The organism is Anaeromicropila populeti, assembly GCF_900112775.1.
In the GTDB taxonomy this organism is placed as follows: Bacteria; Bacillota; Clostridia; order Lachnospirales; family Lachnospiraceae; genus Anaeromicropila_A; species Anaeromicropila_A populeti.
This window is the reverse complement of the sequence record NZ_FOYZ01000011.1, coordinates 12,530-29,919: the sequence shown is the minus strand read 5'-3', so window position 1 is coordinate 29,919 and position 17,390 is coordinate 12,530. Positions and strand designations below refer to the sequence as shown.

Below are 17,390 nucleotides of genomic sequence, written 5' to 3'. Positions count from 1 at the left end.
GAATCAATGCTTCTCTCTGTTGACGATATAAAATAAATTACTTTATTGCTGTTTGTTACTAAATGCAACCAACGCCTTCAACCGCCTGAAAGCCTCACCAGAATCAATAGATTTTTCAGCCAGTTCGATACCTTCTTCTATACTGCCTGCCTTATTTCCTACATACAAAGTGGCACCGGCATTTAAAAGAATAATATCTCTTTTTGGTCCCTTTGCCCCCGATAAAATTTCTTCTGCAATTACAGCGTTTTCTTTGGCATCTCCTCCACGAAGTGCTTCCAAGTCAGCCCTCTGGAACCCAAACTGCTCTGGTGTTAAAACGTAATTAATAATTTCACCGTCTTTAATTTCTGAAACATAAGTATCTGCTGCAACTGATATTTCATCCATTCCATCTCCCGCATTCACTACCATAGCACGTTCCACTCCCAGCATTTTCATTGCCTTTGCAAAAACTTCTGTTAGCTCACGGCTAAACACACCAATTACCTGATACTTTGCTCCAGAAGGATTTGCAAGTGGTCCTAATATATTAAAAATAGAACGAACTCCCATCTCGCTTCTTGCCTGTCCCACAAATCTCATCGACTTATTAAATGTCTGTGCAAACATAAATCCTATGCCAACTTCTTCTACCGCCTTTTCAACCAGTTCTGGGGAAGTCATAATATTTACTCCTAGGGCTTCCAACACATCTGCTGCACCACTCTTACTTGAAATTGAACGGTTTCCATGCTTTGCTACCGCCAGGCCTGCTCCTGCAACAACAAAGGAAGCTGTTGTGGATACATTAAACGAATATGTACAGTCACCACCTGTTCCTACTAAATCAACATAAGAATCCAACTTTGGCGAAATGTGTTCTGCCTTATCCTTTAATACAGACGCACATCCCACTATTTCGTCTAAAGTTTCTCCTTTCATACGTAATGCTGTCAAAAAAGCTCCAATCTGAGCCTGTGTTGCTTCACCACTTAATAATAAGTTCATTACGCGCTTTGCTTCCTCAATAGAAAGGTTATTTCCCTCTACTACTTGTTTAATTGCTGCTTTCATACCATCACTCCTCCAAATAAATATCCACCAATTGTACTTTAATGAATTACTCCCATTGACTTAAATGGCCAGATTCTCAATATAACTTTTCCTTCTATCTGCCTCTCATGAATAGGTCCAATCTCACGACTGTCAGAACTATAATTTCGGTTATCTCCTAACACAAAATATTCATCCTCTCCTAAAGTAACATCCAGATAAGGATCTCCTCGGTCAAGCATTGGTTCCTTTCCATAATCCTCTTCTAAAAGTTCACCATTAATATAAATATTATCATCTTGGACTTTTACCGTTTCTCCTGGCAGTCCAATCACTCTCTTTACATAAAATTCTGTCTCAATTTCTTCAAATGGATTAAAAATAATGACATCAAATCGTTTAGGCTTTCCAAGTTCATAAGAAACCTTTTCTGTTATTAACTGATCAGCCTCATACAAGGTTGGTTCCATAGAATGACCTTCCACTGTATTTTTATGAAAAATATAGTTAGGTACAATATAAAAACAGAAAACCACTAAAAAAATGTAAAATGCAGCTTCTGATGCAATAGACCATACTTTAGATTTTTCTTTTTTTTCTTCTTCCACACTTTCTTCTTTGCTTTCCTCTTGCATATTCTCTTGTTCTTTCATAAAGAATCCCCCTTAATTTTTTATTTTTATTCTTTAAAATGTCCCAAATTTATTTAATGGCCATATTCGTAAAATTGCCTTTCCATCAATTGCCTCTTTATGAACTGGTCCAATCTCTTCACGCCTGCTGTCATAGCTTACCGTTCTGTTATCTCCCATTAAAAAATATTCATCTTCACCTAATGTAATCGGTTCAACAGCAATACCCGCATATTGAATCGGATCTTTACCATACTGCTCTTCTAACACTTTTCCATTAATATATATTTCACTTCCGATGATTTGAATCGTTTCTCCAGGCAGACCAATTACTCTTTTTACAAAATGCTCTTCTGGATCGTCAATTTGCGGATAAAACACAACCACATCAAAGCGTTTTGGCTCGCCAATACGATAACTGATTTTATCCAGCAAAAGCTGTTCTCCGTCAAACAATGTATTTTCCATCGACGAGCCTGTTACCATAGCCCGCTGTATCACATATTTAGGAACTACAACTGCACACAAAATAAATAACAAAATCCACAAAAAAATTTCAATCAAAAATTTTTCCCTACTTTTCTTTGAAGAATTTTCAAAAGTCTTATTGGTATTCTGCTCCATTACCTCATTACTCTGTTCCATATTTTCACCCCACCAGTTTTCTTAAAAGCAATTCGCGTAAGAAGAAAGCTGTTTCCACGTCAACTTTGATCTGGAAACAGCTATACCCTATTAATCTAGGTTTTTGATTTCTTCATCACCAACAATCTTAACCTTAGATTGATTTAATTCTTCAATTGCAATAGAAAGTGGCTTTGGACAATTTGTATTTACTAAAGCCTTCTCTCCGCTAATAATCTGTCTTGCTCTTTTAGAAGTCGCTAATACGATAGAATAACGACTATTAACAACAGGCTGTTCACCTGGTTCAACCTCACTGTTTACTATTGCCATTAAATCTGTGTATGATGGATGTAACATTTTATCTATCTCCTTTCTTAAACCCTTCTAAATCTTTACCAATTAAATGAATAAAATTCTGATTATACTTAATCTTATTTTTCTGTTCTGAAATAATGCGATGCATCTGTTCCACACAATCTGCCAAGTTGTCATTAACAATTAAATAGTCGTACTTATCCATATAATCCACTTCGTCAGCAGCCTGGCTTAACCTTCTTTGGACAGTTTCTTTATCTTCTGTTCCCCTGTTTACTAACCGTTCCCGCAGAACGGCAGCACTTGGAGGTGTTACAAACAGAAATAGGGCATCCGGATATTTTTCCTTAACCTTCATGGCACCTTGTACTTCAATCTCCAATATCACATTATAACCCATTTTCAACTGTTCTTCAACATATTCTTGAGGAGTTCCATAATAATTTCCTACATATTCAGCATATTCTATTAATTGATTGTTTTTTATCATACCCTCAAATTCTTCTTTTGTCAAAAAGAAATATTCTCTTCCATTCTGTTCACCTTCTCTTGGTAATCTGGTGGTAGCAGAAATTGAAAGTCTATAATCTGGTTTTTTCACCAATTCACGAATCAGTGTTCCCTTTCCCGCTCCTGAAAAGCCGGATATTACTGTCAAAATTCCATTACGATTCATATTCTTCACCTTTACTAATATCATTATTCACCCGATTGGCAATTGTCTCAGGCAGCAACGCAGACAATACAATACTGCCATTTTCCATACAAATAACTGATTTTGTCTTTCTTCCACAGGTAGCATCTATTGCTGTGCCTTCATCCCTGGCCGACTGCACCAGCCTTTTAATTGGTGCTGCGTCTGGACTGATGATGGCAACGATTCTATTACCATTTATGATATTTCCATATCCAATATTCACCATCATAATATTACTTCCTCACAACTGCGCTAGTGTTTTTTTGAATACTTACTCTATATTTTGAATTTGCTCTCGAATTTTTTCAATTCCTGTCTTCAAGTCAATTGCAATGTTAGAGACATCTAAGTCAGAAGCCTTTGACAAAATTGTGTTTGCCTCACGATTCATCTCCTGCGCTATAAAATCCAGTTTCCGCCCTATGCTATTATCTGTCTCCAAAGTATCCAGCATATGCTGAATATGACTCTTAAGACGGACTGTTTCTTCATCTACACAAATTTTATCTGCATATATTGTAATCTCCGTTGCTAATATGCTTTCATCCAGCTTGTTATCACCTAACAAATCCTGTACCTTAGCTGCTAACTTCTTTCTGTATTCTTCCACAATGCTTGGAGTTCTTGTCTCAATTGCTTCTACCTGAGAAAGCATTTCATTTAATTTTCCAATCAAATCTTTCTTAAGATGCTGTCCCTCTTGTACCCTTGCAGTCACAAAACTTTGCGCTGCTTTTCGGACAACTGATTCTAGCTGCTCCCATATTTCCTTTTCGTCTACAGTCTGTTCTCCTAAAGTAAAAACATCTGGGTACCTTGACAATGCATAAGCTGTAATATCATTTTTCAGACAAAAAGTTTTAGAAATCAATTCTAGATAGTTATAGTATTCCGTTGCAATATCTTCGTTATATTTCAAGCACTGCTTTGACTGTGCATAATCTTCATATGTAACAAAGACATCAACCTTGCCTCGGACAATATACTCTTTTAGAACACTTCGTATTCCCACTTCGAAATAATTAAGCTTTTTCGGCAATTTAATAGACAAATCACAGTACCGGTGATTCACCGCTTTGATTTCAACAATAATTTTACGAACCTGAGTAGACATTTCACATCTGCCAAAACCAGTCATACTTTTTAACATTATTACACTCTCTTTTCTTATTTCTATTTATTTGTGAATTGTACCTATCAAATTTCCAATTCTTACTTTCGTATAAATAATTATATGATATGAAATGCAACAAGTCAAGCAACAACAAGAAACTTCATATGAGATATAAGTCTAAGTTTTGTCTTTTCAAATAAACTATTTTATATTAGGTATAGTTATAGTATAATAAAAAAATAATGTTAAATAACAGAATTAAAGGAGTACACAAATGGCTTTAGATGGAATTGTAATTGCAAATTTAGTATCTGAACTAGACGGTCTGCTTACTGGAGGCCGAATTAATAAAATTGCCCAGCCCGAAAAGGACGAACTTCTTCTGACAATAAAGAATAACCGTCAACAATATAAACTTTTGATTTCAGCAAGTGCCAGTCTTCCACTGGCGTATATTACAACTACTAATAAACAAAGTCCCTTAACAGCACCTAATTTCTGCATGCTTTTAAGAAAGCATTTAAACAGTGCTAAAATTTTATCTGTCACCCAGCCTGGTCTGGAGCGCATCATTGATATAGAAATCGAGCATCTGAATGAATTAGGTGACTTATGTAAAAAGCATCTGATAATCGAACTGATGGGAAAACACAGCAATATCATATTTTGTGATGATGCTATGGTAATCGTAGACAGCATTAAACATATTTCTTCTCTTTTAAGCTCCGTGCGTGAAGTATTGCCTGGAAGAAATTATTTTATTCCTATGACACAAGATAAAATAAACCCTTACGAATTAAATAATATAATTTTTAAGGACGCTATTTTATCAAAACCTACTTCATTATGTAAGACAATTTATACTTCTCTTACAGGTTTTAGTCCATTAATAGCAAACGAATTATGTTACCGGGCATCACTAGATGGAAGTCAGGCTGTCCAGTCTCTATCCGAATCTGAATTCTTACATTTATACAAAAATATAGAACGCCTGATGGAAGATTTAGAAAAAAAGAAATTTACTCCTGTCATTATGTATGAACAGGGTGAACCTATTGAGTTTTCATCTACATCTCTTACCTCGTTTGAAAAGGCGGTTGAAACAAGCTTCCCTAGTATTTCAGAAGTTCTGGAAGCCTTTTATCAAACAAAAGAGACCTTGACTAGAATCCGCCAAAAATCTACTACCTTACGCAAAATCGTATCAACAGCACTAGAGCGGAATTATAAAAAGTTTGATTTACAAGAGAAACAACTAAAGGATACTGAAAAACGGGATAAATTCAAAGTATATGGTGAACTGATTACTACTTACGGCTATAATATAGATGCTGGTTCCAAATTTTTAGAATGTGTCAATTATTATACCAATGAAACAGTAAAAATTCCAATGGACGAAACGCTTTCCCCTATGGATAATGCAAAAAAATATTTTGACCGCTACAACAAATTGAAACGTACCTTTGAAGCAGTTACCGTTCAAATGAAAGATACCCAGGAGGAATTGGAGCATTTAGAATCTATTAGCAATGCTCTGGACATTGCATTAAAAGAGGAAGATTTACTGTCATTAAAACAGGAACTAGTGGAGTACGGGTATATGAAACGTAAAAATATTACCGAAAAAGGAAAAAAAGCCACCTCAAAGAGTAAACCATTTCATTATATTTCTTCTGATGGATTTCACATATATGTTGGCAAAAATAACTTTCAGAATGATGAGCTAACCTTTAAAATAGCATCTGGAAACGACTGGTGGTTTCATGTAAAACACATTGCTGGTTCCCATGTAATTGTTAAATCCAACGGCGAAGATCTGCCAGATCAGACATTTATAGAAGCTGGACGGCTGGCTGCCTATTATTCTAAGGGGAGGGATTTGGATAAAGTGGAAGTAGATTACACTGAACGCAAAAATATCAAAAAACCCAACGCCAGTAAGCCTGGCTTTGTTATTTACTATACAAACTATTCCTTTATTGTTTCTCCTGATATACAAGGAATTCAGCAAATAGAGGATTAAGAGGAGGAAATGTTTATGATGCTGGCAGATTACCATGTCCACTCAGATTTTAGTTCGGACTCCAGGACACCAATGCATAATATGATTGAAAAAGCAATTTCTATGGGACTTGAGAGAATTTGTTTTACGGACCATATGGACTATGACTTTCCAATACAATATAAAATGCTTTTTGAATTTGATCCTGAAGAATATTTTAGAAAAATTACTGAACTATCTGCACTTTATCCACAAATTAATATTCTAAAGGGAATCGAAATAGGTATGCGCCCTTATTTAGCAAAACGGTTTGAAGAACTAATTTCTACTTATTCATTCGATTTTGTAATCTGTTCTACTCATTTAGTAGGAGACAGAGACCCTTATTATAAGGATTTCTGGGAAAATAAAACCCTTCATAGTGGCATGAAAGAATATTTTCAGTCAATTCTTGCAAATATTGAAGTATACCATGATTTTGATGTTTATGGTCACCTTGACTACATGATTCGTTATGCACCTGTTAAAAATAAAAGCATTGTCTACTCTGAATACCAGGATCTCTTAGATGAAATTTTAAAAAAGCTGCTCTCTCTGGGAAAAGGGATTGAAGTGAATACTTCTGGATTTAAATATGGACTTGGTCATCCAAATCCTCACGAAGAAATTTTAACTCGTTATTTGGAATTGGGTGGTGAAATATTAACCATTGGATCTGATGGTCATTGTCCAGAGCATCTTGGATATGACTTTGATAAAATTGTTCCTTTATTAAAATCCCTCGGTTTCCGGTACTACACCATCTTTGAGAACAGAAAGCCGCAAATGCTTCCTCTTTAGTAAATGCGCAAAAACATAGGCTGCCACACAGATGATTCTTAAACTTTGTGTGACAGCCTAAAATAAATTATTGATTTTCCTTCCATGCCATATGGATTAAGTCACAAACGGGTTTTCCATATAAAAAATAGCCCCTATCCTTTTCGCAAATCTCTTTATTATCAAGCCTGCTTTGCCATGCCCAAATTCCAATCCCTTTAATAAAATTCCGTTTACTACATTCTTCAAATAGAGTTTTATAATAGGAAATCTGCTCTGCATAGCTTAAGCTTCCAGACAGAATCCATTGATCCGGTGCCAGCGCAGAACCTTCGCAGGATTTGCATCCACATTCTGTTATTACAAAAGTTTTATGATATTTTTCTACTATCTTTTTAATACGGTCAAGTTCATGTCCCAAACACTTCTGCCCATAGTAGCCGCTTGTTCCTATTACATCAACAGCATCCCAAAACCTAACGCCATCTTCCTGGTACTTATCAGCTTCATAGCATAACTGTCCATTATAATACTCGCGAACTTGAGAAATTACTTCCCGCCACAATTTTTCTTTATGCTCTGTCTTTACAAGCTGGCTTCCAAAGATCAACATGTCGCATTTTGTATCTTTTGCCAGTCTAGCATAATGTATTTGGTAATCCGTATAATTTAAAAACCAGCTGACCCACTTCCCTTCACTAGACAATCCTTGCTCTGAAAAATTAATACAAGAACGAACCGTTCCATCTTTACAGTTTACAATAGGCTTTAAAATCACCTTAAGTCCCAAGCTCCTGGAATATTGAATAAAATCTGCCAATTCTTCATCTGTCGGCATAAAATGGTGTTTATAGTCTATCCATTCCGTATGAAACGTTTCCTGCAATGCACCTAGTACAATAATCACTGCATTACATGCTGTTTTTGCCCGCATCATTCTTAATGACTCCTTGGATCTTTCTTCTCCATTCATACCATAATTTAAGCCTGTATAATTGATTGCTTTCAAAAAGCACATACTAACACCCCATTTACAAACATTTAACAAATTCTTCGCAAATTAGTTTAATTGTAAAAAAGTTCTAAAGCCCTTAGTTACATTATAGGACTTTAGAACTTATAAATCAAGCTGTTCATTCTTTTTTACATTTTTATAACATTTTCCCCATTATTGTTCCTCCACCAATTACAAAGTCATCTGCATAAAACACAACTGCCTGACCTGGCGTAATGGCCCTTTGTGGCTCCTCGAACACACATTTTAAAATATCTTTATCTACCCGCTCAATCACAGCTTTTGAGCCCTGATGGCTATACCTGATTTTTGCATTGACTTCCATTTTACCTTCCAGTTCTGGAATTGACATAAAATTAATCTGGTCTGCATATAATGTATGATAAAATACATCTGTATTATCTCCAATTACAACTTCATTGGTTTCTGGACGAATTTCTACTACAAAAACGGGACGACCCATTGACAAATTAAGACCTTTTCTCTGACCGATTGTATAATGCATAATCCCTTTATGCCTGCCAATAATATTCCCTTGCAAGTCTACAAAATTACCTTCTAAATTTTCCAATGCTGAATTTTCTTTAATAAATCTTCCATAATCATTGTCTGGAATAAAACAAATTTCTTGACTATCTGGTTTGTTAGCCACCTGAAGTCCAATCTTAGCTGCCAGTTCACGTATTTCCTCTTTTGTATATGCACCAACTGGCATAAGTGTGTGGCTTAACTGCTCCTGTGTTAGATTGTATAATGCATACGTTTGATCCTTACTGGAGGTTTTTGATTTTTTTAAGGTAAATCGTCCATTTTCTAGTTGAACAACCTGTGCATAATGACCTGTTGCAATAAACTCAGCTCCAATATCCAACGATCTCTTTAATAAAGATTCCCATTTTACATACCGATTACATGCAATACACGGATTAGGAGTTCTTCCTTCAAGATATTCCGCTATAAAATAGTTGATTACATTTTCTTTAAAGGAATCTTTGAAATTCATTACGTAATATGGGATATCCAGCTGATTCGCCACACGTCTTGCATCATCTACCGCTGACAAGCCACAGCAGCCTCCGTTTTCCTCCATTACATAAGTTGCTTCATCCTGCCAAATTTGCATGGTTACTCCTATTACATCATAGCCTTGTTCCTTTAGAAGATATGCAGCAACTGAAGAATCGACTCCTCCTGACATACCAATTACAACTTTTTGCATTAATATTCCTCTTCTTCCTCATGTTCACTAATATCATTCTTAGGTTTCTCTAAACCATCTATTTTAATACCGTTCTTTTCTGCATAATCCCAAAGGGCTGCATGGATCGCTTCCTCTGCTAACAGGGAACAGTGTACCTTTACAGGTGGCAGACCATCTAATGCTTCCATTACTGCTTTGTTTGTAACAGCCAGTGCTTCCTGAACGGTTTTCCCCTTTACTAGCTCAGTTGCCATACTACTTGTTGCAACTGCGGCTCCGCACCCAAACGTCTTAAACTTAACATCCTGAATGATTTCATTTTCATCTATGTCCAAATATATTCTCATAATATCTCCACATTTTGCGTTCCCAACAGTACCAACGCCGCTTGCATTTTCAATTTCTCCAACGTTTCTTGGATTTTTAAAGTGATCCATTACCTTTTCTGTATACATAATAATTTCCTCCTAATGATTGTTCTACTGTCTTTTAATAAAATCTTCATATAACGGTGACATTGATCGCAATTTTTCAACAATTTCCTTTATTTTTACTATGACATATTTTATTTCATCCATTGTAATATCATCACTTAATGTCAATCTTAAAGATCCATGAGCTATTTCATGAGGGAGCCCGATTGCCAGCAATACATGAGAAGGATCCAGGGAGCCTGATGTACATGCGGAACCACTTGATGCACAAATATTTTCCATATCAAGCATAATCAGCAAAGATTCCCCTTCTATAAACTGAAAACTGAAATTTGCATTATTGGATAAACGTTCCTTCTGATGTCCATTCAATCGTACATATGGAACTTCTGCAAGAATATGGCTAATCAGATAATCTCTTAATTCTAACTCCTTTTTCATTCTTTCGTCCATTGTAGCAACAGCTAATTCTACGGCTTTTCCAAATCCGACTATAGCTGGTACATTTTCAGTTCCTGCTCTGCGGCTTCTTTCCTGTGCCCCGCCATGAATGTAAGAACGAAGCTTAAGCCCTTTTCTTATATATAAAAAACCAATTCCCTTTGGTCCATTTATTTTATGACCACTTGCACTGAGCAAATCTATATGATATTCATTCACGTCAATTTTCACATGCCCAAATGCCTGAACAGCATCTGTATGAAATAAAATTCCATTCTCCTTGGCAATCTCGCCTATTTCCTTGATTGGCTGAATCGTTCCTATTTCATTATTAGCGAACATTACAGAAATTAAAATAGTCGTTGGTCTGATTGCTTTTTTTAATTCATCTAATTTTACTACACCATTTTCATCTACATTTACATAAGTTACCTCATATCCATGTTTCTCCAAATATTCACATGTGTGAAGCACCGCATGATGCTCTATCTTTGTTGTAATAATATGGTTTCCCTTTTGACTATATGCTTCAGCTGTTTCCTTAATTGCCCAGTTGTCTGATTCTGTTCCTCCTGCTGTAAAATATATTTCAGCGGGCTCTGCACCAAGTGCATGAGCAATGGTTTCTCTTGCAGCGGTAACTGCTGATTTATTCTGTGCAGCAAACTCATAAACACTGGACGGATTGCCAAACCTTTCTGTAAAATAAGGCAGCATGGCTTCTACTACTTCAGGCTTTACTGGTGTTGTTGCTGCATTATCTAAATATATTTTTCTATCCATAGTTTTTCCTCTTTTCTATCCTAAAATAATCAAAGTATTCCTTATCATATACTATATTTTAATGCAAACTACCTGGTTTTTGACACATCGGAGTACTATTTTTCTGTGTAACTGTATCATTCGCTCCTTCGTCCTCCTGAGCCTTCTCCTGAATTGCCTTTCCCTCATTCACCAGTTCTGCCAGCATTAAAGAATTCACCGCATCATTGATGCTGTCACTGATGCGTTTCCAGACAAACTTGGTCACACATACATCTGAGCCCGTACACACCGATGATCCATCCATAATTTCTGCACAGTCAACGGGATGAAGATCACCTTCCAGAGCCCTTAAAATATCTCCAACTGATATTTCTTCAGCTGGCTTTGCCAGAACGTAGCCTCCCTGAGCACCACGAATGCTATTGACAATTCCCGCTTTCTTTAGCTTCGAAACCAGTTGTTCCAGATAACTAATAGAAATCTGCTGCCTTGCAGCAATACTGCTTAACGCAACAGCTTCTGTTTCTGAATGTAATGCTACATCCAGGACTGCCCGCAATCCATATCTTCCTTTTGTTGATATTTTCATATGCTATCAGATCCTTATCTAATTCCTACTTTTTTAATTCCGACTAAAAAAGTCTGATTTATGTTTTACATACTATCACTATTGAAATATTTTGTCAAGAAGTTAGTGCTATAAATAGTTATGATTTTATTTTTGAAAGAATATATATAGAATAAATCCTTTTGTCAGGATGATGTCATGAAAAAAAGCACAATATTAAAAGGAACTATGATTCTAACTTTGGCCGGCCTTGCTACGCGGATTATCGGGTTTTTTTACAGAATATACTTATCTAATGCACTAGGTGCGGAAAAACTAGGAATTTACCAGCTTGTATTTCCTGTTTATGGAATTTGTTTTACCATTTATGCAAGCGGAATCCAAACAGCCATTTCTAAGCTAGTGGCTGATCAAGCTGGAAGGCAGCATTATCTTACTACACAGGAACAAAAGGAATCGTTTCACATAAAGAAAATCCTTTTGTGTGGTTTATTTTGTTCTATTACTACCGCCCTTTGTTTATCTGTTTTGTTGTATCACAATGCCTCCTTTATCGCCACTCATATTATTAAAGAGCCGGCCTGTACTAATTCCTTAAAAGTATTATCCTATGTATTTCCTTTTTGCGGTGGAACTGCATGCATTAATGGCTATTATTATGGTTTAAAAAAATCTGGTGTTCCTGCTGTAACCCAGCTTTTGGAACAGTTTGTCAGAGTAATCAGTGTATATGTGATTGCAACCTATTTTGGGAAAGGTGATGCTGGAGTCACTTGTGAGCTTGCTGTATTTGGAGTTGTTATCGGTGAAATTGTGTCTAACCTTTACAATATTTGTTCTCTGGCTTTTGTAAAGATTCCTGCTCCTGCTGATATATCTCATGCTTCTTTACCAGTTTCCAAAATACTGTTCCCTTTATTAAAATATTCTGTTCCATTAACAGGAAACCACTTGATTGTAAGCCTTTTACATAGTCTGGAAGCCATACTAATTCCAACCATGCTAAAACGTTCTGGTTTATCTACAAGTGAAGCATTAAGTGTCTATGGTGTATTGACAGGAATGGCTCTTCCATTTATTCTTTTTCCATCTGCCATTACCAATTCCCTTGCTGTACTATTGCTCCCTACCATTTCTGAAGCAAATGCAGCGAAAAACCAGTCTGCCATTAACCAGACCACCTCCATTTCCATTAAATACAGTTTGGTAATTGGGATTTTCAGCACAGGGATATTCATTTTTTTTGGACGCTCCTTTGGAGACATTTTTTTTCACAACCAGCAGGCTGGAAGCTTTTTAGTCACCTTGTCCTGGCTTTGTCCTTTTATTTACCTTACAACCACCTTAGGGAGCATTATTAATGGTCTGGGCAAAACGCATTTAACCTTTATTAATACCATATGCGGTTTATCTATCCGCATTCTTTTTGTATTTTACATGGTACCGAACAAGGGGATCTATGGATACCTGATTGGTCTCCTTGTCAGTCAGCTGGCAATTGCGTTATTGGATTATCTTTCTTTAGTGCATACAATTTCCATAAAATTTGATGCAGTAAACAGTTTGCTCAAACCTGCCCTGATTATATTTATACTAGGCATGTTGTCCCAAAAAACGTATCACTTTTTTCAATCTGGTTTACATTTAGGAAACGCCTGGATTTTACTAATTGTCTGCTCCCTTGTCCTTACTTTTTACCTTCTGCTTCTATTTATCACCCATTCGCTTTCAGCCAAAGACTTTAAATAGACGAAGCCAAAAGAAACAGATACTAGTTGTTTCTTTTGGCTTTTTCTGCTATTAATTAACAAATAAAATATCACCTGCCATGTGAACCTTTTTTCTCTTAAATGAATACTATGTAATAAGAGATTTTAAATGAGTTGATTGCCTTGAAATATATTGCACATATTGTTCAGCCAGGTGATAATTTTTATATGCTGGCAAAAAAATATGAAACAACAGTTGCTTCTATTCTGAATGCTAACCCTTACATCCGACCTTATAATATCTGTACTGGTAAAGCCATCAAAATTCCTATTGCAGCATCTGTACATCAGGTAATTGCCTGCGAAGAACGTAAAGAAATTGCTACTCCTGAAAATATAAATGAATTGCTTAAAGAAATGCTAAATGAAAAGAAAACGATAGAAGCCATTTCAAACTGGATCCAGCTTTATTCCCAGTTATATAATCAGTATATAACCATTACGGATTCTATCAGAAGAGTATCTGGGGATATCGCCAGTGCAAAAACTAAGATTGATGGCTTTATGGAAATGCCTACTGAAAATATTGACATAAAGGAACTGGAAAAAGCTACAGCTGATATTATTAATATGCTGAAAGAAGTTTCTGAATACTCTGCTTCCAGAAGCTGCTTTCTGTTTTACACAAACCTGATTCTGTCTGTTGCTCTAAACATTGCTTCTCTTTTAAATTTAGATATGTCTCCTATTACGGATAATATTAAGCTGATGATTGACGATTTGGAATTTGGTGTTACTTCAAATGCAGTTGAGCTGACAGAGCAGATTTCACGTCTTGCTACTGCTGCCATTACAAAATTAAACGAGAAATATATTTCTCTAGGATTGGAGTCTGGAAATAACCCAGCGGAACAGCTGCAAGAACTTGAGGCTTGGAAACAGTCTATGATTGAAACTTATAAAGCCTATCAAGATGAATATGTAACTGAGTGCGAACAAATAAAAACAGATTATGAAGAACTACTTAAAAAATGGGAAGATAGTAAGACCGAGAACTCAGCTCCCACTACAATTTCCAGTACGGAAGAAATTAATATCAGTGGAAAATGGAATACGAACTGGGGGCTGATGACACTTACTCAAACTGGTCCTTATGTAGATGGGTTTTATAACTGGGATAATGGTAAAGTAACCGGGATCCTGAAAAATAATGTTTTGACTGGTATCTGGACCGAAGAACCAACCTATACGCCTCCCAGAGATGCTGGAATACTAGAACTGACTTTTGAGCAAGATTCCTTTACTGGAAAATGGGGATACAGAAACAATCTTCCAACTAATATTTGGTCTGGTACCCGCCTTTGAACTTTGAATCCCATAATAAACGGGGACTTGTGACACCCATTTACACAAGTCCTGTTTTCCTCTTCTATTACTCAGTACGGTTTGGCCATTTCGATTCGTAAACAAATTCTACTGTCACTGACGCCTCGATTTGTTTGCTTCCCATTTCAATTGGAGTTGACGAAAGTGCTTCTCTTACCACACCATTTCGCATCGGAACTGCCATCCCTGTATTTTCAATAATATTTCTTGGAACTGGTTCGCTTGTTACTCCTATATTCTTAAGAATGGATTTTGCCTTTTGATAGGCATTCATTACAGCAAGATTAAGTGCCTGCATATAATAAGTTTCTCTCTTAGATACTTGAAATTCCACAGCTTCAATAACATTTGCACCTGCATTCACAGCAGCATCAATCAGCATTCCTGTTTCACCCAGCGAGCTTGTGTTAATCTCCAGAATATTACGCACTGAATACCCTCTGTCAATTCTAGTATTATTTTCATACTCATATATTTTGTTAATTGCATATTCTGCTGTCTGTATTTCCATAACATCAAATTGCTGTAAGGCTTCTAAAACCTGCTCCATTTTTTCTGCATTCTCTCTTTGTACCTCAATCAGATTTTCTCCCGTGGTTTGAACTCCTAAACGAATTACAGCCGTATCAGGAACCGCATTAACCAGACCAGTTCCGGTTAATGTCATAGCATTATATCTCCAGCTGTTCTGTTCATTATCCTTATTCATTATGGATACTCCTAACTATAGATTAACATAATGTATGCATGGGAAAGGTAAAATATTACATTTTAAGAACACTCTATACAAATTCACCAAAGGCGCGAACCATTGGAAACCTTGCTTTCCTTTGATTTGCGCCTTTGTATGGTTCTGAAAAACCGCCAAAACGATTAAACTCTCTTCAAATAATCTCCAGTTCTTGTATCGATACTGATTTTATCACCAGTTTCTACAAATAAAGGAACTAATACAGTTGCTCCTGTCTCAACAATAGCTGGTTTGGTAGCACCTGTAGCAGTGTCACCCTTAAATCCTGGTTCAGTTTCTGTAATTACTAATTCAGCAAACATAGGAGGTTCAATGGCAAATACAGTTCCATTATGAGAAACCATTTTAACCATATCATTTTCTTTCACAAACTTTAAAGAATCACCGATTGCTTCTTCATTTAACGCAAATTGGTCAAATGTTTCAACATCCATAAAGTTATATAATTCACCATCACTATAAAGATACTGCATATCTTTCTTTTCAATATGTGCTTGTGGGCATTTTTCAGTTGGTCTGAATGTTCTTTCAACAACACCACCACTCTTAATATTTCTCAATTTTGTACGAACAAAAGCCGCACCCTTTCCTGGTTTTACATGTTGGAATTCAATAATCTGAAATACGTTATTATCTAATTCAATTGTAATGCCGTTTCTAAAATCGCCTGCACTAACCATTCTAAATAGTCCTCCTTAAATTTCACTCATTCGTTTAATCTCATCATGCGAGTCTGTTTTTGTTCGCTCGCACCCTCATTTTAGTTTATAATAAAAGACACTTTTTTTCAACTACTTTTTTTATAGTTCAATCAATTGTTTTGTGGATTTTGTAAAATTAATACATCCTTCTTTCGTCACCAGTACCATATCCTCGATACGCACACCACCAAAATCTTTTATATAAATTCCAGGCTCTACTGTCTCTATTGTATTTTCCTCAATGACATTCCTCTCCTTTGGGGATAGCCTCGGATTTTCATGAATAAAAAGTCCCACACTGTGGCCTAATCCATGACCAAAACAGCCCTCGTATCCTCTATCATTTATAAGCTTTCTGGCAACCTGATCAATTTCACAGCCTTCATAGCCTGCCTGAATAAAATCCAGTGCAGCTGTCTGTGCATCCAATACCGTTTGGTATACTTTTTTTTGTTCCTGGGATGCCTTCCCCACTACAACTGTTCTAGTCATGTCCGAGCAATATCCCTGATAGATACAGCCAAAATCCATTAAAACAAAATCTCCATATTCTATTTTTTTGTTTGACGGAGCAGCATGTGGCTTTGCCGAATTCACACCAGATGCAACAATCGTTTCAAAGCTTAAGCCTTCTGCACCATTGGTTTTTAATAAATATTCAATCTTCGCTGCAAGTTCCAGTTCTGTTACTCCTGGTTTAATCTCAGGAAGAATCTTCTGAAATGCCAAGTCCCCAATCTCTTCTGCCTTTTGCAGTCGTTCCAGTTCCCATGGCATTTTTACAGACCGCAGAGAAGTAACTGCGTCCTTAATAGAAACAAGCTTATCCACCACCAGCTTTTCTTTCATTTTCACATAATCACAGTAATGAACATCGTTGCCCTCAAAGCCAATGGTTTTAATGCCTTCTTCTCGAATTAACAAATTTAGAACTGATTCATAATCCCCTTCTACCTCAAGAATTTCGTAATCTCTGGATTCACTTTCCGCCTGAATAGTATAACGAAAATCTGTTAAAATCACTTTTCTCTCTTCTGTTATAAACAAATATCCAGCAGCACCTGAAAATCCACTTAAATATCTCATATTACAGCCATTTGAAATCAACAGGCCTTCTACTGAGAATTGCTGCAAAATATCATTAATTTTATTATGACTCATCGCTTCCCTTTCTCTGC

At 36.3% G+C, this 17,390-nt stretch carries 19 protein-coding genes; 4 read left to right on the top strand and 15 right to left on the bottom strand.

What is annotated here, in order from left to right; all coding sequences use genetic code 11:
* Positions 1-42: 42 nt before the first annotated feature.
* From trpD to BM305_RS13735, 7 genes are all read right to left on the bottom strand, one after another.
* Positions 43-1,056: an anthranilate phosphoribosyltransferase gene (trpD, locus tag BM305_RS13765; protein ID WP_092561804.1), complete on the bottom strand. Its 1,014-nt coding sequence runs from the start codon at positions 1,054-1,056 to the stop codon at positions 43-45.
* Between the two features lie 38 nt (positions 1,057-1,094).
* Positions 1,095-1,688 carry a signal peptidase I gene (gene lepB / locus BM305_RS13760; protein ID WP_242940550.1) on the bottom strand — a complete coding sequence of 198 codons (594 nt, stop codon included), beginning with the start codon at positions 1,686-1,688 and terminating at the stop codon, positions 1,095-1,097.
* Between the two features lie 33 nt (positions 1,689-1,721).
* The gene (lepB, locus tag BM305_RS13755; protein WP_242940549.1) at positions 1,722-2,312 is read right to left on the bottom strand and encodes a signal peptidase I; all 591 of its coding nucleotides are present in this window, start codon (positions 2,310-2,312) and stop codon (positions 1,722-1,724) included.
* A gap of 90 nt (positions 2,313-2,402) precedes the next feature.
* Positions 2,403-2,651 carry a DNA-directed RNA polymerase subunit omega gene (gene rpoZ, locus BM305_RS13750; protein ID WP_092561800.1) on the bottom strand — a complete coding sequence of 83 codons (249 nt, stop codon included), beginning with the start codon at positions 2,649-2,651 and terminating at the stop codon, positions 2,403-2,405.
* 1 nt (position 2,652) lies between these two features.
* Entirely contained in the window at positions 2,653-3,285 is a 633-nt protein-coding gene (gene gmk, locus BM305_RS13745; protein ID WP_092561797.1) for a guanylate kinase, read from the bottom strand.
* Positions 3,275-3,535 carry a DUF370 domain-containing protein gene (locus BM305_RS13740; protein ID WP_092561794.1) on the bottom strand — a complete coding sequence of 87 codons (261 nt, stop codon included), beginning with the start codon at positions 3,533-3,535 and terminating at the stop codon, positions 3,275-3,277. The genes gmk and BM305_RS13740 overlap by 11 nt, the downstream gene beginning before the upstream one ends.
* 42 nt (positions 3,536-3,577) lie before the next feature.
* Positions 3,578-4,456 carry a YicC/YloC family endoribonuclease gene (locus BM305_RS13735; RefSeq protein WP_092561791.1) on the bottom strand — a complete coding sequence of 293 codons (879 nt, stop codon included), beginning with the start codon at positions 4,454-4,456 and terminating at the stop codon, positions 3,578-3,580.
* 238 nt (positions 4,457-4,694) lie between these two features.
* Between BM305_RS13735 and BM305_RS13730 the strand changes: the two genes are divergently transcribed.
* On the top strand, positions 4,695-6,443 hold the full coding sequence (locus tag BM305_RS13730; RefSeq protein ID WP_092561788.1) for an Rqc2 family fibronectin-binding protein: 1,749 nt from the start codon (positions 4,695-4,697) through the stop codon (positions 6,441-6,443).
* Between the two features lie 15 nt (positions 6,444-6,458).
* On the top strand, positions 6,459-7,262 hold the full coding sequence (locus BM305_RS13725) for a histidinol-phosphatase HisJ family protein (RefSeq protein WP_330393486.1): 804 nt from the start codon (positions 6,459-6,461) through the stop codon (positions 7,260-7,262).
* A 67-nt stretch (positions 7,263-7,329) separates the two neighbouring features.
* Here the strand turns inward: BM305_RS13725 and BM305_RS13720 are convergent, their stop codons facing one another.
* From BM305_RS13720 to BM305_RS13700, 5 genes are all read right to left on the bottom strand, one after another.
* The gene (locus BM305_RS13720) at positions 7,330-8,259 is read right to left on the bottom strand and encodes a glycoside hydrolase family 113 (RefSeq protein WP_092561785.1); all 930 of its coding nucleotides are present in this window, start codon (positions 8,257-8,259) and stop codon (positions 7,330-7,332) included.
* Between the two features lie 133 nt (positions 8,260-8,392).
* Complete coding sequence (mnmA, locus tag BM305_RS13715; protein WP_092561782.1) at positions 8,393-9,475, bottom strand: tRNA 2-thiouridine(34) synthase MnmA; 1,083 nt, start codon at positions 9,473-9,475, stop codon at positions 8,393-8,395.
* Positions 9,475-9,912, bottom strand: coding sequence for a Fe-S cluster assembly scaffold protein NifU (gene nifU / locus BM305_RS13710; RefSeq protein WP_092561779.1), 438 nt, complete (start codon positions 9,910-9,912; stop codon positions 9,475-9,477). The genes mnmA and nifU overlap by 1 nt, the downstream gene beginning before the upstream one ends.
* Before the next feature lie 24 nt (positions 9,913-9,936).
* Positions 9,937-11,115, bottom strand: coding sequence for a cysteine desulfurase NifS (gene nifS / locus BM305_RS13705; RefSeq protein ID WP_092561776.1), 1,179 nt, complete (start codon positions 11,113-11,115; stop codon positions 9,937-9,939).
* A 58-nt stretch (positions 11,116-11,173) separates the two neighbouring features.
* Positions 11,174-11,686 (bottom strand): RrF2 family transcriptional regulator, encoded by a 513-nt coding sequence (locus BM305_RS13700; RefSeq protein ID WP_092561773.1) that lies wholly within the window; start codon positions 11,684-11,686, stop codon positions 11,174-11,176.
* A gap of 177 nt (positions 11,687-11,863) precedes the next feature.
* Between BM305_RS13700 and BM305_RS13695 the strand changes: the two genes are divergently transcribed.
* Both BM305_RS13695 and BM305_RS13690 read left to right on the top strand, forming a co-directional pair.
* Positions 11,864-13,414, top strand: coding sequence for a putative polysaccharide biosynthesis protein (locus BM305_RS13695; protein WP_092561770.1), 1,551 nt, complete (start codon positions 11,864-11,866; stop codon positions 13,412-13,414).
* A gap of 143 nt (positions 13,415-13,557) precedes the next feature.
* Complete coding sequence (locus tag BM305_RS13690; RefSeq protein WP_143099184.1) at positions 13,558-14,739, top strand: LysM peptidoglycan-binding domain-containing protein; 1,182 nt, start codon at positions 13,558-13,560, stop codon at positions 14,737-14,739.
* 67 nt (positions 14,740-14,806) lie between these two features.
* Here the strand turns inward: BM305_RS13690 and BM305_RS13685 are convergent, their stop codons facing one another.
* From BM305_RS13685 to BM305_RS13675, 3 genes are all read right to left on the bottom strand, one after another.
* A complete protein-coding gene (locus BM305_RS13685; protein ID WP_092561764.1) occupies positions 14,807-15,469 on the bottom strand; it encodes an SIMPL domain-containing protein in 663 nt (220 codons plus the stop codon).
* 164 nt (positions 15,470-15,633) lie between these two features.
* Entirely contained in the window at positions 15,634-16,191 is a 558-nt protein-coding gene (efp, locus tag BM305_RS13680) for an elongation factor P (protein WP_092561761.1), read from the bottom strand.
* Between the two features lie 120 nt (positions 16,192-16,311).
* On the bottom strand, positions 16,312-17,373 hold the full coding sequence (locus BM305_RS13675) for a M24 family metallopeptidase (RefSeq protein WP_092561758.1): 1,062 nt from the start codon (positions 17,371-17,373) through the stop codon (positions 16,312-16,314).
* Positions 17,374-17,390 lie beyond the last annotated feature (17 nt).